17 protein-coding genes are annotated in these 15,986 nt (G+C 70.3%); 12 read left to right on the plus strand and 5 right to left on the minus strand.

Annotated features, from left to right (window positions below; genetic code table 11):
• The first annotated feature begins 330 nt into the window (after nucleotides 1–330).
• The 6 genes from dhaK to FHR84_RS14215 all read left to right on the plus strand — a co-directional run bounded on the left by dhaK (nucleotide 331) and on the right by FHR84_RS14215 (nucleotide 5,265).
• The gene (gene dhaK / locus FHR84_RS14195) at nucleotides 331–1,326 is read left to right on the plus strand and encodes a dihydroxyacetone kinase subunit DhaK (RefSeq protein ID WP_179536001.1); all 996 of its coding nucleotides are present in this window, start codon (nucleotides 331–333) and stop codon (nucleotides 1,324–1,326) included.
• 338 nt (nucleotides 1,327–1,664) lie between these two features.
• Nucleotides 1,665–2,303: a dihydroxyacetone kinase subunit DhaL gene (gene dhaL, locus FHR84_RS14200; protein WP_179536002.1), complete on the plus strand. Its 639-nt coding sequence runs from the start codon at nucleotides 1,665–1,667 to the stop codon at nucleotides 2,301–2,303.
• Complete coding sequence (gene dhaM, locus FHR84_RS14205; RefSeq protein WP_179536003.1) at nucleotides 2,303–3,007, plus strand: dihydroxyacetone kinase phosphoryl donor subunit DhaM; 705 nt, start codon at nucleotides 2,303–2,305, stop codon at nucleotides 3,005–3,007. The genes dhaL and dhaM overlap by 1 nt, the downstream gene beginning before the upstream one ends.
• Before the next feature lie 46 nt (nucleotides 3,008–3,053).
• Nucleotides 3,054–4,064 carry a DUF3558 domain-containing protein gene (locus tag FHR84_RS14210; RefSeq protein ID WP_343075278.1) on the plus strand — a complete coding sequence of 337 codons (1,011 nt, stop codon included), beginning with the start codon at nucleotides 3,054–3,056 and terminating at the stop codon, nucleotides 4,062–4,064.
• Nucleotides 4,065–4,128: 64 nt separating this feature from the next.
• Entirely contained in the window at nucleotides 4,129–4,440 is a 312-nt protein-coding gene (locus tag FHR84_RS23305) for a hypothetical protein (protein ID WP_343075279.1), read from the plus strand.
• A 75-nt stretch (nucleotides 4,441–4,515) separates the two neighbouring features.
• Nucleotides 4,516–5,265: an alpha/beta hydrolase gene (locus tag FHR84_RS14215; RefSeq protein WP_179536005.1), complete on the plus strand. Its 750-nt coding sequence runs from the start codon at nucleotides 4,516–4,518 to the stop codon at nucleotides 5,263–5,265.
• A gap of 54 nt (nucleotides 5,266–5,319) precedes the next feature.
• Here the strand turns inward: FHR84_RS14215 and FHR84_RS14220 are convergent, their stop codons facing one another.
• Entirely contained in the window at nucleotides 5,320–5,856 is a 537-nt protein-coding gene (locus FHR84_RS14220) for a GNAT family N-acetyltransferase (protein WP_179536006.1), read from the minus strand.
• Nucleotides 5,857–5,962: 106 nt separating this feature from the next.
• On the opposite strand from FHR84_RS14220, the gene FHR84_RS14225 reads away from it, so the two are divergent.
• Nucleotides 5,963–6,733, plus strand: coding sequence for an alpha/beta fold hydrolase (locus tag FHR84_RS14225; RefSeq protein ID WP_179536007.1), 771 nt, complete (start codon nucleotides 5,963–5,965; stop codon nucleotides 6,731–6,733).
• Nucleotides 6,734–6,757: 24 nt separating this feature from the next.
• Here the strand turns inward: FHR84_RS14225 and FHR84_RS14230 are convergent, their stop codons facing one another.
• On the minus strand, nucleotides 6,758–8,401 hold the full coding sequence (locus tag FHR84_RS14230; protein ID WP_179536008.1) for a coiled-coil domain-containing protein: 1,644 nt from the start codon (nucleotides 8,399–8,401) through the stop codon (nucleotides 6,758–6,760).
• A gap of 173 nt (nucleotides 8,402–8,574) precedes the next feature.
• Here FHR84_RS14230 and FHR84_RS14235 point away from each other — a divergent pair, with 173 nt between their 5' ends.
• Nucleotides 8,575–8,961, plus strand: coding sequence for an SPW repeat domain-containing protein (locus FHR84_RS14235; protein WP_179536009.1), 387 nt, complete (start codon nucleotides 8,575–8,577; stop codon nucleotides 8,959–8,961).
• A gap of 220 nt (nucleotides 8,962–9,181) precedes the next feature.
• A complete protein-coding gene (locus FHR84_RS14240) occupies nucleotides 9,182–9,796 on the plus strand; it encodes a TetR/AcrR family transcriptional regulator (RefSeq protein WP_179536010.1) in 615 nt (204 codons plus the stop codon).
• Nucleotides 9,797–10,008: 212 nt separating this feature from the next.
• On the opposite strand, the gene mce is transcribed toward FHR84_RS14240, so the two are convergent.
• Nucleotides 10,009–10,449, minus strand: a complete 441-nt coding sequence (gene mce / locus FHR84_RS14245; RefSeq protein WP_179536011.1) for a methylmalonyl-CoA epimerase — start codon at nucleotides 10,447–10,449, stop codon at nucleotides 10,009–10,011.
• 178 nt (nucleotides 10,450–10,627) lie between these two features.
• Here mce and FHR84_RS14250 point away from each other — a divergent pair, with 178 nt between their 5' ends.
• Entirely contained in the window at nucleotides 10,628–11,824 is a 1,197-nt protein-coding gene (locus FHR84_RS14250; RefSeq protein WP_179536012.1) for an acetyl-CoA C-acyltransferase, read from the plus strand.
• A 159-nt stretch (nucleotides 11,825–11,983) separates the two neighbouring features.
• A complete protein-coding gene (locus FHR84_RS14255) occupies nucleotides 11,984–12,808 on the plus strand; it encodes a hypothetical protein (RefSeq protein WP_179536013.1) in 825 nt (274 codons plus the stop codon).
• A gap of 322 nt (nucleotides 12,809–13,130) precedes the next feature.
• Here FHR84_RS14255 and FHR84_RS14260 read toward each other — a convergent pair whose 3' ends face one another.
• Nucleotides 13,131–14,564: a DNA polymerase IV gene (locus FHR84_RS14260; protein ID WP_179536014.1), complete on the minus strand. Its 1,434-nt coding sequence runs from the start codon at nucleotides 14,562–14,564 to the stop codon at nucleotides 13,131–13,133.
• Nucleotides 14,565–14,678: 114 nt separating this feature from the next.
• On the opposite strand from FHR84_RS14260, the gene FHR84_RS14265 reads away from it, so the two are divergent.
• Entirely contained in the window at nucleotides 14,679–15,038 is a 360-nt protein-coding gene (locus FHR84_RS14265) for a DUF3817 domain-containing protein (protein ID WP_179536015.1), read from the plus strand.
• A 359-nt stretch (nucleotides 15,039–15,397) separates the two neighbouring features.
• Here FHR84_RS14265 and FHR84_RS14270 read toward each other — a convergent pair whose 3' ends face one another.
• A complete protein-coding gene (locus FHR84_RS14270) occupies nucleotides 15,398–15,898 on the minus strand; it encodes a MarR family winged helix-turn-helix transcriptional regulator (RefSeq protein WP_179536016.1) in 501 nt (166 codons plus the stop codon).
• Nucleotides 15,899–15,986: the final 88 nt, after the last annotated feature.

Raw genomic sequence — 15,986 nt, forward strand, 5'->3', positions numbered from 1 at the left:
CCGCGGCGGTGCCGACCGCGCAGGTGGAGGCAAGCGGCCTCGGCGCTCGCCCGAGGGCCGGCCCGGCCGAGCGAGTGCTCGCCCGATCCGCGCGGGCGCTGAGCCGGGGCATCCGAGCCGGGCGAACCACGACGTCCGGAAGCGGTCGGGTGTGGGAGGCGACGATGTCGATGATCCGCCGTATGGTGGCCTCATCGGCGCGGACGGTTTCGTGCGGAGCCATCGCGCTGAAACGCTTTCCACGGGAATCCGTACGCATCGGAGCCCGTTTCGGATTCCTTCGGTTCGGCTCAGCCGAGGCCGTGGCACGTGCCGTTGAGGAGGCCCTGCGTGAAAAAGATCATCAATGCTCCCGCCGACGTCGTGGTCGACGCGCTCCGCGGGATGGCGGCGGCTCATCCGGACGGACTCCGGGTGCAGACCGATCCGGCTTTCGTGACACGTTCCGACGCGCCGGTGACGGACAAGGTTGCCCTCGTCTCCGGAGGGGGCTCGGGGCACGAGCCGTTGCACGTGGGGTTCGTCGGTTCGGGGATGCTGGACGCCGCGGTCCCGGGGCCGGTCTTCACCTCGCCCACCCCGGACGCCGTGCAGGCCGCGATCGGCAGGGTGGACGCGGGGGCGGGAACGCTGCTGGTGGTCAAGAACTACACCGGTGACGTCCTGAACTTCGAAACCGCCGCCGAACTCGCCGAGGCAGCTGGCGTCGGAACCCGCACGGTGGTGGTGCAGGACGACGTGGCGGTCCAGGACTCGACGAACACGGCCGGCCGCCGGGGCGTGGGAGGAACCGTCCTGGTGGAGAAGATCGCGGGCGCGGCCGCCGAACGTGGTGACGACCTCGCGACCTGCCACGAGATCGCAGAGCGGGTGAGCGCCAACGTCCGCTCGATGGGGATGGCGCTGACCGCTCCGACCGTTCCGCACGTCGGCGAGCCGAGTTTCACCCTCGCCGACTACGAGATGGAGATCGGGGTCGGCATCCACGCCGAACCGGGCAGGGAACGGGTGGAACTGGAATCGGCCGACGGCATAGTGCGCCGCCTGCTGGACCCCGTGCTGGAGGATCTGCCCTTCCGGGAAGGTGACGAGGTGCTGCTGTTCACCAACTCGATGGGAGGGACCCCCGCGACCGAGCTGTACCTGGCCCACGGCATAGCGGAGAGGATGCTCGCCGACCGCGGGCTGCGCGTGACCCGCAGGCTGGTCGGCCCGTACATCACGAGTCTCGAGATGCAGGGGATGAGCCTGACGCTGCTGAAACTCGACGACGAACTCAGGCGGTTGTGGGACGCACCGGTGCGGACCTCGGCGCTCACCTGGTGATCCCCGAGCCGCCCCACGAGATCGACAGGACTTCTTGCGGAGTGGTCCGCGTGGGGGCGGTCGGGGGAACCTCGGCAGGCCCTCGCTGCGGGAACCGGGACATCTGGCGGCCACCCGCGCAACGCCCCGGCCGTCCGCGCGAGGCCCGCGCCCGAGCACCCAGGCCGTGCCGACCGCTCGGGTGACGGTTTCGGCGCTGCCTGCGCCGAAGGGGAAGCCCTCGGATCCATGCCGTCAGCTCGGCCGGGGCCCCGGTGGGAGTCCGGGCTCTGCGCCGACGGGGACCACAGCCACAGTGGATCGTGCCGGAAGGCCTTCGAAAGATTGGTAAAGACCACATGTCTTGTACGACGCAGCACGTAGTAGAGGCGATGCGCAGCGCGGCGAACTCGGTCTCCGAGCACCGCGACGAACTGGTGGAACTGGACAGGGCGATCGGGGACGGCGATCACGGGGAGAACATGGAACGGGGGTTCCTCGCCGTCCGGAACCAGCTCGAGCTCACCGTGCCGGAGAGCCCGGCGGCGGCGCTGAAGTCGGTGGCGACCAGCCTGATCTCCTCCGTCGGCGGGGCAGCCGGGCCGCTGTTCGGCACGGCCTTCCTCCGCGCCTCCACGGCCGTGGGGGACGCCGAGACCCTGGACGGCCCCACGGTGGCCGCCGCGCTGCGTGCGGCCCTGGACGGGGTCACCGCACGCGGGAAGGCCGAGCGCGAGGACAAGACGATGGTCGACGCGCTGGCGCCCGCGGCGGAAGCCGCCGAGGCCGCGAGCACGACCGCCGGCTCCGGCCCGTCGGCGGTGCTGCGCGCGGCGGCGGAGGCGGCGGAGACCGGCGCGCGAACGACCGTTTCGTTGATCGCCAAGAAGGGCAGGGCCTCGTACCTGGGCGACCGCAGTGCGGGGCACCTGGATCCGGGGGCGCGTTCCGTGGTCCTGTTGTTGAACGCCTTCGCCGATGTGACGGGAGCCGAGTGATGCGAGTCGGTTTGGTGATCGTTTCCCACAGCGGTCCGCTGTCCGACGGGGTCGTCGAGCTCGTCGGGCAGATGGCTCCGGAAGTCCGGGTCAACGCGGCCGGGGGAACCCCGAGCGGGGGTGTGGGAACGGACTTCGAGGCCACCTCCGCAGCGCTGGCCGCCGCGGAGACGGGGTCCGGTGTCGTGCTGCTCTACGACCTGGGCAGCGCCCGGATGACGGCGGAACTGGCCGTGGAGTCCCTGGCTGAGCCCAACACGGCAGTGGTGGTCGACGCCCCGCTGGCCGAGGGGGCGGTCGCGGCCGCTGTCGCGGCCCAGAACGGGGACGATCTCGAGGCCGTGGCCAGAGCGGCCGAACAGGCCGCGGGCGCGGGCGGGGCGGAGGAGTCCGAGGAGGCCGCGGCGACCTCCGCCGCGGAAGGCGCCTCCGTGGCGACCAGAGCGGAAAGCGAATTGACCCTGGAGAACGAGGTGGGGCTGCACGCCAGGCCCGCAGCGTTGCTCGCGCGTTCGCTGACCGGGCTCGACGCCGCCGTGACCGTCTCCTTCGGTGAGAGCACGACCGACGCGCGCAGCGTGCTCGGCGTGATGGGGCTCGGGGCGCGCAAGGGGGATCGGATCGGTTTGCGGGCCACGGGACCGGACGCCGAAACCGCGTTGCGGCGGATCACCGAGCTGGTCGAACGCGACTTCGACGAGTGAGGCGATCGGAGGAATTCTCCTCCGCGCCGTCGTGCGCGGAGGAGAGGTGCGCGGTCCCGGAGGTAGGCTGATCATCGTGCCGTCGCGCTGCTCACTCTCCGGGGTCGCGGTACTGCTCGTCTTGCTGACGGGGCTCGCCGGGTGCGTGGCCTCCCCTCCGGGCACCCCGGACTCCGGCGATCGGAAGGGCGCGTTGTCCAGCGAGGTGCTCGGGAACCCGCGCACCGTTGATCCGTGCGGCCTCGTGAGCCCGGAGCGGTTGGAGCGGTTCGGCGCGGCCGAGCGCGCCGGTACGGTCTCGCTCGGATACTGCCTGCTGCACGTGCGTCCGGAGCCGGATCAGCTGGTCCAGCTGGCTGTCGGACGGCTGCGTTACGTGGATCCCGAACAACTGACCTCGGACAACCCCGTGCGGCGGAGTGGCGGACTGCGTCTGGTTCGCGAACCCCCGGTGCCCGAGCACTGCACGTGGCGGATCCTCTTCTCCGACGGGGTCGCGATGAGCGTCGACGCGGACTCGCTGTCCGGGGAGACCTCGGTGGGGCTGTGCTCGCTCGCCGAGGCCGGGGCGCGCGAGGCCGCGGAAACCATCCGGGAGCGGGAGGTGGAGCACCGGAGCTTCCCGGAGGGATCGCTGGCCCGTGCCGATCCGTGTGAACTGCTGTCCACGGAGACCGTGCGCCGGGTCCCCGGCCTGGAGCGGGCCGACCCCCGGGAGACCCCCTCGCGGCACAAGTGCAGCTGGGGCGGGGAGGACATCCGGGTGCCCAGCGTCGAGTTGACCCACACGGCGGGCGAGCCACCGCGCAGCCGGGACGCCACGTCAGTGACCGAGCGCACCGCGGGCAGGAGAACCGTGGTGGACATCGTCGGCGACGACCCGAAAGTGGGGCTCTGCTCGGCGGAGACCGCTCACATCCCCTTCGGCTCCCCGCGCTCGGGGGACGTGGAAGTGGCGATGCTGGTGGTCTTCCTTCCCGAAGCCGACGGTCTGCGGGCGTGCGAGTTCGCCCGCGGGCTGGCCGAGCACGTCTGGCCGCGCCTGCCGGAGCGGTGACCGCCCCGCGTGGCGGGCGGGGAGATGCTTTCCGGGGAGTAGGGGTGCGGTTAACGTTGGCGGCGTGCCTCGTCGAAACCGCCCCAAGCGTCCAGGCAAGCCGGAGTCAGCGGCTCCCCGTCCGCTCGGCTCCGGCTTCGGTTTCGCGCGTACCGAAACAGCACCGGACGGTGACTGGATCGTACGAACCGTTCCAGCCGCGCAGGCGCAGAAGATGTACAGATGCCCCGGCTGCGACCACGAGATCCGACCCGGGGTCGGTCACGTGGTGGCTTGGCCCGCCGAGGACTACGGCACGGTACAGGACCGGCGGCACTGGCACACCGGCTGCTGGCACGGCCGCAAGCGGAGCGGCCGGGGACTCGGCCCGAGGTGAATTCCACCGTGTCCTGCGCTACTCCCGAGAGGGCGCGGGGACGCTGGCTCACTCGTCCGTGGCAGGATCGCGACGATGAGCACCGAAATTCGCGCGAACACCGTGCTGCCCGGCCGTCGGGAGGACGTCACCCTGCACACCGCGGACGGGCTGAGGCTGGTGGGGGAGCTCGCCCTTCCCGAGCACAACGCCCCGCGAGCTACCCTCGTCTGCCTGCACCCGCTTCCCACCCACGGTGGGATGATGGACTCCCACCTGTTCCGCAAAGCCGCCTGGCGCTTGCCCGCGCTGGCCGATCTGGCGGTGCTGCGCTTCAACACCAGGGGGACGGCGAGCGAGGCCGGGCGCAGCGAGGGCTCCTTCGACAACGGTGATTCGGAACGTTTCGACGTGGCGGCCGCGCTGGAGTACGCGGAGTTCCACGACCTCCCGGAAGTGTGGTTGCTCGGGTGGTCCTTCGGGACCGACCTCACGCTGGTGCACGGTCTCGATCCGCTGGTTCGGGGGGCCGTGCTCATCTCGCCCCCGTTGCGCTGGAGCACCGAGGACCACCTGCGCGCCTGGGCCGAGTCGGGCAAACCGGTGCACGCCCTCGTCCCGGAGTTCGACGACTACCTGCGTCCCGAGGCGGCCGAGCGCGCGTTCGCCCCGCTGACCCAGGCCGAGGTGACCGGTTTCCCGGACACCAAGCACCTGTGGGTGGGCAAGGCCGAGCAGGCACTCGACGCCGTCGTGCGGACGGTGGCTCCCGAGGTCCCGACGCCGCTCCCACGGCACTGGGAGGGCGAGACGCGGACGCACCAGGTCACCATCGTGGACTCCTGAGGAGGCGGGCGGATCGGTTCGGCCCGGTGTGCTTCCGGAGCCCGCATGAGAGCGCTACGCACTCCGAGCGGGACCTTTGTTCGTGGGCAGGCGGTAGACCCACTCCCTGTGTCTCCCGTGGCCGTGTTCGGAGCGGAACTCGAACCCGAGCTTCTCGGCCACGCGACGTGCCGCGAGGTTGTCCGGACGTGTCCGGATCAGTACCGGTGTTCCGGCCAGGTGGGTGTTCGCGTGGTTCACTGCCGCGCCGACCATCTCCGACGCGTATCCCCTGTTCCACGCGCTCGGGCGGAGCCGGTAGTAGAGGTTGAGCACCGATTCTCCGGACCACTCGGCACGGCGCAGGCCGCCGAACCCGATCAGCTCCGAGTCGGAGCGAGTCTCGATCGCCCAGTAGCCGATCCCGTACTCGGCCCACTGCTCGACCCATTTCCGCAAATCGGAACTTACCCGACCGCCGTGCGGAGTGCCCTCGGGTCGATGGCGGTTGGTCGCGGGGTCGGTGTGGACAGCGAGCATGGCGGGCTCGTCAGTGAGCTCGACCGGACGCAGGAGCAGTCTTTCTGTGGATATTCGTGCGGGGATGCCCATCCGGGGCGATGATATTGCTTCGCCGGGGACCGTGTCTGCGGACGTGCTCCACCGTGACTGATCAACGCACCGCGCGGAGCGTGATCTTCTGCGGCACCATGGGGACGTGCACTACATCGAATCGGGAACCGGACCGCCGCTGGTGCTGCTGCACGCCTTCCCGGTGGACGCGCGGATGTGGCGAGGTGTTCGGGCCGAGCTCGAGGAGCACTGCAGGGTCATCACGCCGGACCAGCGCGGACTGGGGCGCAGCCCGCTGGACGGTTCCGCCGCTCCGAGTCTCGAGCTGGTGGCCGACGACCTGCTCGCCCTTCTCGACCGGTTGGAACTCCCGCGGGTCCGGCTGGGCGGGTGCTCCATGGGCGGGTACGTCGCCATGTCCGTGCTGCGCAAGGCGCCGGAAAGGGTCGCGGGACTCGTCCTCACCAGCACCAGGGCCGATGCCGACGGTGCGCAGCAACGGGAGAACCGGCTGCGGACCGCCGAGCGCGCGGAGAGCGAGGGGACGGCCGGGTGGCTGGCCGAGAACAACCTTTCCGGGCTGCTCGGTGAGACGACCCTGCGGCAGCGCACGGACGTGGTTGACGAGGCCCGGGGGCTGATCGAGGAGCAGCCCCCGGACGGAGTCGCCTGGGCGCAGCGAGCCATGGCCGCGCGGCGCGACAGCTTCGACGTGCTGCGCGACTACGCGGGACCGGCCCTGGTGCTGCGCGGCGCGGAGGACGGTCTTACCCCGTCGGAGCCCGTACGGGACATGGCCGTGTCGTTGCCGAACGGTCGGCTGGTGAGCCTGCCCGGGGCGGGACACCTCGCTCCGCTGGAGACACCGGCCGGCTTCGCGGGCGAACTCCGGGAGTGGCTGGCCGAAACGGGCTGAAGGACCGGGGCACGGCCCGGGCCCTCAGGTCTGCCGTACCTGCTGCTCCGGATCGGGCTGTCCGGGTCCCGCCGGTGAAGCGGCGGTGTTCTCCCCGGTGGGCACGGTGATCTTCCGGGTGGGCGGGTCCGTTTCGTCGCTCTCCAGCTCCTCCGAGCGGGGGAGCTGGGACAGGTCGATCTTCTTCGTCGCCGGGTCCACTTCCGCGGCCGAGGGGGTCGAACTCCCGGCCCCCTCCGGCTCCGGCCGCTCCGGCGTGTCCGAGCCGTCCGGGGAGCCGCCGTCCGCGGGGGCGGTCTCGCTCTTGCCGGGGTCGAACCGGAGCGTTTCCGTGCTGCCCGCGGCGTCGCCGGCCACGCCGCTCCCGGAGTCGTCCCCCGCGGAGTCCCGTCGTTCGGTGTCCTCTCGTCCGGCGTGGTCAGCTCCGGAGGCGTCCGTGCTCGCGGCGCCGGTCTCCGTTCCGGTCTCCGGGGAGTCCAGAGCCGTTTCCACCTGCCGCAGGGCTTGTTCGCGTGCCTCGGCAGCGGAATCGCGGAGTCCGCGCTCCTCCTCGTCGTCGTCGGTGAGCCGCTCCAGGATGGGGGTGGTCTGCCCCATCATCTCGGCGGCGTCCCGGAGCTTCGCCGCGACGTTGTCCCGCAGCTCGGTGAGCGTGTTGACCTGTTCGTCGACCTTGGCCAACCGCCGCTCGCATTCGGCGGTCGTCGCCGCGATGCGCCGTTCGGCGTCGGCACGGGCCTCACCGCGCAGCCGTTCGCTCTCGGAGGTGGCCTCCTCGAGCAACCGGGTGGCTTCCTCCGTGGCCTCGGAGACCGTCGTCCGTGCTTTCTCGCGGGCCTCGGTGACCAGCCGTTCGGCCTCCTGCTTGCTCTCCAGCTCGCGCTTCTCCGCGGCCTCGGTGCTCTCGCGGGTGAGCCGTTCGGCCTCGTCGGTGGCTTCCTGGACGCGCCGGTACGCCTCGTTGGTGCCCTCGCGCAGCCTGCGGTCGGCCTCCTCCGTGGCCTCCGAGACGCGTCGTTCGGCCTCGGCCTTGCTGTTGGCCTCCTGGTCGGCCAGGGTGCGCATGGACTCGCTGCGCCGGGCCGCCATGGCTATCTCGAAGTCCTCCTCGATCTGGGCCCGCCTGGCCTCGGACTCCTCGTCGGCGCGTTTGCGGTTCTCCTCCGCCTCGGTGGTGATCCGCTCGGCCTCCGCCCTGGCGCTCTCCAGCACCGAGCTGTGCTCGGCCTCCATCTCCTTGCGCCGCGAGTCCAGCTCGGCGATCAGCTTCTCGTAGTGGCTGCGCAGGTTGCTCGCTTCCTGCTCGGCCTGTCTGCGCGTTTCGGCGGCGTCGTCCTCCGCCTTGGTGCGGATCTCGCCCGCTTCGTCCTGGGCCAGCCGCAGCATGCGTTGCAGTCGCTCGCTGAGCCCCTCCATCGTGGTCGGCGGCTGACCCAGACGTTCGACCTGCGCGCGCAGGCTCTCGATCTCGGAACGAGCGGATTCGAGCTGCTTGGACAACTCTCCCGCCTGGGAGACGGCGGCATCGCGGTCCGATGTGACCAGGCGCAGATCCGCGTCGACGCGTTCCAGATGCTCGTCGACCTGAGCTCTGTCGTAACCGCCCTTCCGGACGATGTCGAAGCCCGATCCCAGCGGTAGCAGATCACGATCGTCGGCAAGACCCATGGCACAACGCTACCTCCGAAGCTCCGACGATGTTGTCCGGTGCGCGATCGAATCCCGAAACACGTGCGGAGATCACAGTGGGAGCGTGCCCGACCCAGGTATTGACCGGCTGGCCAACCAAGGAGCATTCTCGGTCGAGAGGGGACGAAAACGAAAAAACGGAGGTGATCGACATGGCCCGTGGTTCGGGTGAGTCGAGCGTGCGCCCGTGGACACGCTGGCAGGACTGGGGTGCCGTCGTACTCGGTGTCTACCTGATCCTCGCGACACTGTGGACGACCACGGGACCCGCGGCCCTGACGGCCATGATCGTGCTCGGTGCCCTGCTCGGGATCTCCGGCGTGTGGTCGCTGGCGATTCCGGGGTCGATCACCAGCGAGTACGCGCACGTGGTGCTCGGCATCCTGCTGGTGGTCTCCCCGTGGGTCCTCGGGTACACGGCTTCCGTCGGAGCCGCCTGGACCACCTGGGTGGTCGGCGTGCTCGCCGTGGTCGTCGGGATCGCCGCCCTGCCGGAGGCGAGCTCCGCGCATCGTTCCGGCATGGCGCGGCAGCATTGAACGGCTCTCCGGTAGTCCCGAGAAGCGTGGTCCGCGCCGTCCGGGACGCGGATGTCGTCATCGAGTGTGATTCCACTCACCGGTAGGCTTCACCGGGCGGGATCGAGTCTCCGGGGCGGCCCGATCCGGTCGCCCCGGACCTCCTCCGGTGCCCGTCGGCCTCGCCGACGGGAGCGGTGCGAGGATTCCGGCGACGTGGAGGCCACGGGAGGGCGTGATCATGACGACCGAAGCCGAAACCGAGCCCGCGCGGGACCGGGGGGACTCGAGCGCGGGGTTGGCCAGGGAACGCATCCTGGAGGCGGCGGGCGAGCTGTTCGCCGAATACGGTTACGACGCCACCCCGACCTCGCGGATAGCGGAGAACGCCCGGGTGCCCAAGGGGCTGATCCACTACTACTTCAAGCGCAAGGAGGACATCCTGGTCGCTCTGGTCGAGCGACTCCCGGAGCAGCGGGTCCGCTGCGAGGAGGTGGTGGTGCGCGGTGACCTGATCGGCAGTTTGCGTGCCCTGGTCGGTGAGCTTGACCGCAGGCTGCGTTCCTCGCTCCCGCTCAGCCACCTGCTCTGGCGCGAGGCGGACACGCACGAGGCGGTCCGCAGCGCGCTGACACAGCGTTTCCAGCTGATCGTGGAACAGACGCGACGCGTGATCGAGGGCGCCCTGCCCGGAGGTTCCCCCGGGGACATCGACACCGCCTCGGTGCTGCTCGCCAGGGCGATCAACCACGACCACTCGACGGCCCGACTGCGCGCCACCGGCGTGGAGCTGGACCGCGAGATCCGGCTGATCGCCCGTGCGCTGGGCGCGGGCAGGACTGCCGAGGAGCAGTAAGGGTCGACGGTTCAGGGTTCGGCGGCTCGGTTCGTGCGGCGGTGCGGATGGCGGAACCTCGATCGGAGCCCGGCTGCGGGAGCGCCCCCATCGAGTAGCCACCCACGCCACGGGCGCCGTTCCCCGGTGTCGGGGCGCCCGCGGTGAGAGCCCGCGAGAGGGTCCGCCAAGCGACCACCCGAAACCGGCGCCGCCGCCCCTCAAGAGCAGCTCTACTCCGCGGGTTGGACCAGTTCGACCAGGACTCCTCCCGCGTCCTTCGGGTGGACGAAGTTCACCCTGCTGTCGGCCGTCCCCCGGCGAGGCGTCTCGAACAGCAGCCGTGCTCCCCGTTCCCGGAGGCGGTCGCACGCGGCCTCGATGTCGGTCACCCGGAAGGCCAGCTGTTGCAGACCGGGACCGTTCCGGTCCAGGAACTTGGTTATGGTCGAGTCCTCGCGCGCGGGGGCGAGCAGTTGGACCCGTGTGGCCTCCGGGCCTTCGCCCGGGGCGGAGAGCATCGCCTCGCGCACCCCCTGGTCCTCGTTGACCTCCTGGTGCGTGGGCACCAGCCCGAAGGTTCTCCTGTGGAACTCCACCGCTTCGTCGAGGTCGGCAACGGCGATGCCCACGTGGTCGATGGCGCTTACCAGCCCGCCGAGTTCCTCCCGCATGAGGAGAAGCCTAACGCCGGGGCGCCGCACCGCGGAACTCGTGTTCCGCTGTGCGGCGGATCACAACTCGGCGGGGTGCTCCTCGCGGGTATGGTCCCGGCGATCGGGACGGGTCATCATGGTGGCCGTCCGGGGTGGCGCCCTCGTCACACCCAGCGCGTTCGCAAGGGAGGCAGTCGTGGAAAGTTCCGTGATCGTGGCCGGGGCCCGCACGCCCATGGGGCGGCTGCTCGGCTCTCTGAAGGATTTCTCCGGGGCACAGCTCGGTGGGGTGGCCATCAAGGCGGCCCTGCGCAGGGCGGGAGTGGAGCCGGGCCAGGTCGATTACACGATCATGGGGCAGGTGCTCACGGCGGGTGCGGGCCAGATCCCCGCGCGGCAGGCGGCCGTGGAGGCGGGCATCGGGATGGACGTCCCGGCTCTGACGGTGAACAAGGTCTGCCTTTCCGGGCTGGACGCCGTAGCGCTCGCCGATCAGCAGATCAGGGCCGGCGAGTTCGACGTCGTCGTGGCCGGTGGTCAGGAATCCATGACGCAGGCCCCGCATCTGCTCGGCAAGTCGCGCGAGGGCTTCAAGTACGGCGATGTGCGGATGCTCGACCACATGGCCAACGACGGGCTGTTCTGCGCTTTCGACCAGATGGCCATGGGGGCTTCCACCGAGAAGTACAACCACCACTACGGATTGACCCGCGAAGAGCAGGACGAGTTCGCCGCCCGCTCGCACCAGCGGGCCGGAGCCGCGGCGGACCGCGGAGCGTTCACCGAGGAGATCGAACCGGTCACCGTCCCCCGGCGCAAGGGGGAGGCGCTGCTGGTCGACGCGGACGAGGGGATCCGCGCGGACACCACGGCGGAAGGGCTGGGCAAGTTGCGCCCCGCCTTCGACGCGGAGGGAACGATCACGGCCGGAACCGCATCGCAGATCTCGGACGGGGCCGCCGCCGTCGTCGTGATGCGCAAGTCGCGGGCCGAGCAGTTGGGGCTGAGCTGGCTCGCCGAGATCGGCAAGCACGGTGTCGTGGCCGGTCCGGACGCGAGTCTGCACGAGCAACCGTCCAACGCGATCAGGAGGGCGTGCGCGCGTTCCGGACGGGAAGCCTCCGAACTGGACCTGGTGGAGATAAACGAGGCCTTCGCCGCCGTCGGCATCGCTTCGACCCGCGCGCTCGGTCTGGACGAGGGAAGGGTCAACGTCAACGGCGGGGCGATCGCGCTGGGACACCCGATCGGGATGTCCGGTGCCCGCTTGGCGCTGCATCTCGTTCTCGAGCTGAACCGCCGTGGTGGTGGGGACGGCGCCGCCGCGCTGTGCGGCGGTGGCGGCCAGGGGGACGCGCTGCTGCTGCACGTTCCCCGCGACGAGAAGAAGTGAGGATTCTTCGTGGAGTGACCGCTCGGGTGGTCGGGCGGGTCGTCCTCGCGAGGGCGGACCGGCCGACCCCTGGGGGTTTCCCCCATTTTCGTTCCGTACGCCCCGGAAATCGCTCTCACCGTACGGTTCGGTCACGCACAGCGGGGATATTCTGTCCCCATGAAGTGGCTACCCGGTGGATGGCAACGCGCCGATCGTGGGAACACGGAGGGAAGTACGGCCCCGTACCGTACTCTCGCGCAGCAGGAGACCGTGGTCGAGCGCCGCAACGTTCCTCCGGGAAACAACGCGGAACCGCCGCGGACGAGGAGGAACGACCGCGGGAAGGACCCGTCCGCGACGCGCGCGGAACCGATGAACGAGCAGCGTCCCGGCCCGCAGACGAGGGACGCTCCGCTGCTCGGGGCCAACGCCCGTGACATCGACGTCAGCGCGGCGGCCTTTCGCAACCTCCTCGTCGGCGGGGGCATCAGCGGGTTCCTGACCGTGTTGTGCGCGGCAGCCCTCGCGGGATCGGGGAGCGGTTTCTGGCTGTGGTTCTGGCAGATCGTGTTCGGGGTGTGCTTCGTCTGGTTCATCGCCGCTGCCAGGGGGTCGTTGAGCGGGCGGGGATTCCTGCTGGACAGCAGGGGGTTGTACCCCCGCACGAACGGAGAGGTCTTCGCGGTGCCGTGGGAGGAGATCACCGCTGCCGGTGTCGGTTCGTTGCGCCCCGTAGAGAACCGCAGGCTCGTGCACCCGGAGCGGCGGCGTGCGCTGGAACTGTTCCCGGCTGATCCGGCCTTTCCCGAGCGGCACCCCGAACTGGAGCGCTGGAGGGTGGAGGAGTCTCCTCCCATGCAGGGGCTGCCCGGGGTGCGCTACCGGTTCCACCTTCCCGCGCTGAGCAGGCTGCCCAAACAGCTGGAGAAAGGGGTGCAGGCCGCGGCGCCCCGGGCCTGGGTCGGTCAGTACCGGCGTCGGCTCCCGGTTCCGCAAACCTGACAGGGCCTTTCCGCGCTCCCCCCGTCGCAGGTGGTCACCGGGTCGAACCTCTCGCGGTCTCGTGAGCGAGTGCCCCGGCACCGGGTAAGCCACCTGCACGACGTCGGGGCTTCCTGGCGGGAGCACCACGGAAGAACCCGCGGCGGTGCCGACCGCTCGGTGGTGCGCTCCGGCGCTGCCTGCGCCGGAAGAAGGCACCGAGTCGACCAGCGACTCGACCGGAAAACACCGGTGAACCCCCCGGCGCCCACTCGGCGGCTCGTGCCGGTGGGCGAGTTCCCGGGCACGGCGCTCCGACGGCTCGTTCGGCGCGGGCGGCGAATCACTCCGTCGGCGTCCCCTGGTCGAGAGGTGTTCCGCGGGGGGAGCGACCCGGCGGCTCCGCGTTCTCCTCGAACTCGAGCAGCCTGGGGGTGTGCTCACCGAGACTGTCCAGCGGGTCCGCGGAGGTCAGCTCGGGGGTCCCGGAGGGAAAGGTCCACACCCGTCCCGGGCCGGTGCGGGCGGTCTCGAACCGCACCGTCACCCTGCCGTGACCGCAGCCCTGCACCCAGCCGTGCCCCCAGGCCGGGTGGTGAACATCGTCCCCCTGGGTCAAGGCCTCCCGAGGGGGCTCCCGCGGGGTGGGTGACGGTGCCGCCGGATTCGGCGCGGGCGCTGTCACAGCGCCGTCGCTCCGGCCGGTTGTCTCCTCGGGGGTGGGGAACAGCGCCGCCTGCTCCGCCGTGGCCAGTCCGGAGTAGGAGACCCCGACCAGCCGGACCGGGACACCGGGGCGCACCGCGACGGAGGTCAGTCTCCTGGCGGCCGCGGCCAGCTCCTCGCGGTCGGCCGTCGCCGAAGCGAAGGTCTCGGAACGGCTGATCGTGCTGAAATCGGCGTCCCGGACCTTCAGCGTGACCGTTCTGGCGGCTCGCTCGGAGGCGATCAACCTGCGGTGCGCCGCTTCCGCCATCTCGGCTATCTCCTCCGCCAGCTCACCGTGGTCGGTCCGATCGGTGTCGAAGGTCGTCTCGGCGCCGACCTGTTTGGCCTCGGCCCGCTCGGTCACCGGACGTTCGTCGATGCCGTGGGCCAACCGGTGCAGTTCGGTACCGTGGGCCTGACCGAGCAGCGCGGTCACGTCACCGAGTTTGAGCGCGGCCAGCTCCCCGATCGTGTGCACCCCTATGCGGTGCAGCTTCGATTCTCCGATCGGGCCTATGCCCCAGAGTTTCCGCACCGGGAGCCCGGCGAGCAGTCCCCCCTCCTCCTCGGCGGGAACGATCATCGAACCGTCCGGCTTGGCCATTCCCGAGGCGATCTTGGCGAGCTGCTTTCCCGAGCCCGCGCCTATGGAGGCGTTCACCCCGACCTCCTCGCGCACCCTGGTTCTGAGGTTCTCCGCGAACTCCGCCACCGTCCGCCGACTCGCTCCGGCGAGTTCGCAGGGCTCCAGGAAGGCCTCGTCGATCGAAACCTGCTCGAACCGCCCCGCGACTTCGCGGACGATGGTGAAGGCCCGGCCGCTCACCGTCCGGTAAAGCCGGAACCGGGGTGGAAGTACCACGGCCGTCCGGCACCGCCGCCGGGCTTCCCACATCGGCATGGCCGAGTGCACCCCGTGCTCCCGTGCCGGATAGCTCACCCCGGCCACGGTGCCGCGCGGCCCGGTCCCGCCGACGAGCAGGGGACGTCCGCGAAGCGTGGGACGGGTGAACTGTTCCACGGACGCGTAGAAGGCGTCCATGTCCAGGTGCAGCACCCAGCGGTTCATACCGCCATTGAACGAGAAATCCCCGACAGTGGCCAGCGGTCCGGCGGGACCGCGCGGCGCTTCCCGGGGCACGCCGCTCGGAGAGTGCCGCGCGTCACGAGATACGGTGATCCCGTGTTCAGGACTTGTGTCGGTTGGTTCCGGCTGACCGCGATCGCCGAAGCGATCTCGTGGGCGGGACTGCTCATCGCGATGGTCTTCAAGTACGGGTTCGGGTACCCCGAGGCCGTGACCGTCATGGGGTGGGTGCACGGTCTGGTCTTCACCGCCTACGTGCTGGTGAGCCTGATCGTGTACGGGCCGCTGCGGTGGAGTTTCCGTGTTCTGGTTCTCGCGCTGGTGGCCTCGATCCCGCCCTTCGCGTCGGTGGTGTTCGAGCGCTGGGCTCTGCGGCGCGGAGTTCTGAGGACGCCCGAGGAAATGGGGCCGACCTCGTGGTCCCGTCTGGTCGGGGCTCTGCGCGCTTTGAACTAGACCCCGCAGCGGTGCTTTGCGTGGGTGCTCGGTTAGCCGTCGCGTGAGTCGGAGCCTCGGGAGCGTCGGAGGGTACCTCGAGTAGCGGCCTACGCCACGTGCTCTGCCGCCCCGCGATGCATCCGACTCACGCACCGGGGACCCACGCTCCGCGTGGGCTGAAGCCCCCGAGCCGAACGAAGCCTTCTGCCGGAAGTTCTCGGTGGTGCTTTCCAGTCGAGTTTTGGTTGGTTCGAGGGCTTTCTTCGGCGCGGCAGCGCCGAAACGCGCAACCCCGGCAGTCGGCGCCGCCGCGAGAGGTTCCGCCAAGTGAGCACCTGGTCAACCTGAACGGAGGACTTCCACGCGCGGAGGCGCGTTCAGAAATCACCCGCGGATTGCCGTACCTTGCCCAGAAGTTCGGTGAGCTGCCGTGTCTGTCGTTCGGTTATCCCGGAGAGTCCGAAGTCCACGGCGGTCACCGATTCGGTGGCCTCGTCCGTCAGTTCGCGTCCGCTGTCGGTGACTTCCACGAGCGTGGTGCGCCGGTCGGTCGGATGCGGGATCCGACGGACGAGTTCGTCGGCCTCCAGCCGGTCGACGATGTTTGTGACACTGGTCGGGTGCAGTTGCAGCCGGTCGCCCATGACGCGCATCGGGAGGCTGCCCTGGCGGGAGAAGGTCAGCAGGACGAGGGCCTCGTAGCGGGCGAACGTCAGGTTGTGCGGTCGGAGCGCCGCGTCGACCTCCGACTGCAGAATCTGTTGGACTCGCATGATGCTGGTTACCGCGGCCATCGTCGAGGACGGGCCGACGCGTTGGGACCAGATCTCGGCCGCGCGGGCTATGGGATCGAAGGGCAGCGGTTGACGGGGGCTCATGGCATTCGACGCTAGCAGCGGGCACTTGCACGAACGGGCGACACGGGGAGTTCGAGGTTGTCGGGGCGGCGCGTACGGAATGCCTCCG

It is taken from the genome of Actinopolyspora biskrensis, assembly GCF_013408175.1.
In the GTDB taxonomy this organism is placed as follows: Bacteria; Actinomycetota; Actinomycetes; order Mycobacteriales; family Pseudonocardiaceae; genus Actinopolyspora; species Actinopolyspora biskrensis.

What these genes read in the sequence shown, in the direction of transcription:
- dhaL (WP_179536002.1), top strand. Translation starts at nt 1,665, where the DNA reads ATGTCTTGTACGACGCAGCACGTAGTAGAGGCGATGCGCAGCGCGGCG.
- dhaM (WP_179536003.1), top strand. Translation starts at nt 2,303, where the DNA reads ATGCGAGTCGGTTTGGTGATCGTTTCCCACAGCGGTCCGCTGTCCGAC.
- FHR84_RS14215 (WP_179536005.1), top strand. Translation starts at nt 4,516, where the DNA reads ATGAGCACCGAAATTCGCGCGAACACCGTGCTGCCCGGCCGTCGGGAG.
- FHR84_RS14220 (WP_179536006.1), bottom strand. Translation starts at nt 5,856, where the DNA reads ATGGGCATCCCCGCACGAATATCCACAGAAAGACTGCTCCTGCGTCCG.
- FHR84_RS14230 (WP_179536008.1), bottom strand. Translation starts at nt 8,401, where the DNA reads ATGGGTCTTGCCGACGATCGTGATCTGCTACCGCTGGGATCGGGCTTC.
- FHR84_RS14235 (WP_179536009.1), top strand. Translation starts at nt 8,575, where the DNA reads ATGGCCCGTGGTTCGGGTGAGTCGAGCGTGCGCCCGTGGACACGCTGG.
- FHR84_RS14240 (WP_179536010.1), top strand. Translation starts at nt 9,182, where the DNA reads ATGACGACCGAAGCCGAAACCGAGCCCGCGCGGGACCGGGGGGACTCG.
- mce (WP_179536011.1), bottom strand. Translation starts at nt 10,449, where the DNA reads ATGCGGGAGGAACTCGGCGGGCTGGTAAGCGCCATCGACCACGTGGGC.
- FHR84_RS14255 (WP_179536013.1), top strand. Translation starts at nt 11,984, where the DNA reads ATGAAGTGGCTACCCGGTGGATGGCAACGCGCCGATCGTGGGAACACG.
- FHR84_RS14260 (WP_179536014.1), bottom strand. Translation starts at nt 14,564, where the DNA reads ATGAACCGCTGGGTGCTGCACCTGGACATGGACGCCTTCTACGCGTCC.
- FHR84_RS14270 (WP_179536016.1), bottom strand. Translation starts at nt 15,898, where the DNA reads ATGAGCCCCCGTCAACCGCTGCCCTTCGATCCCATAGCCCGCGCGGCC.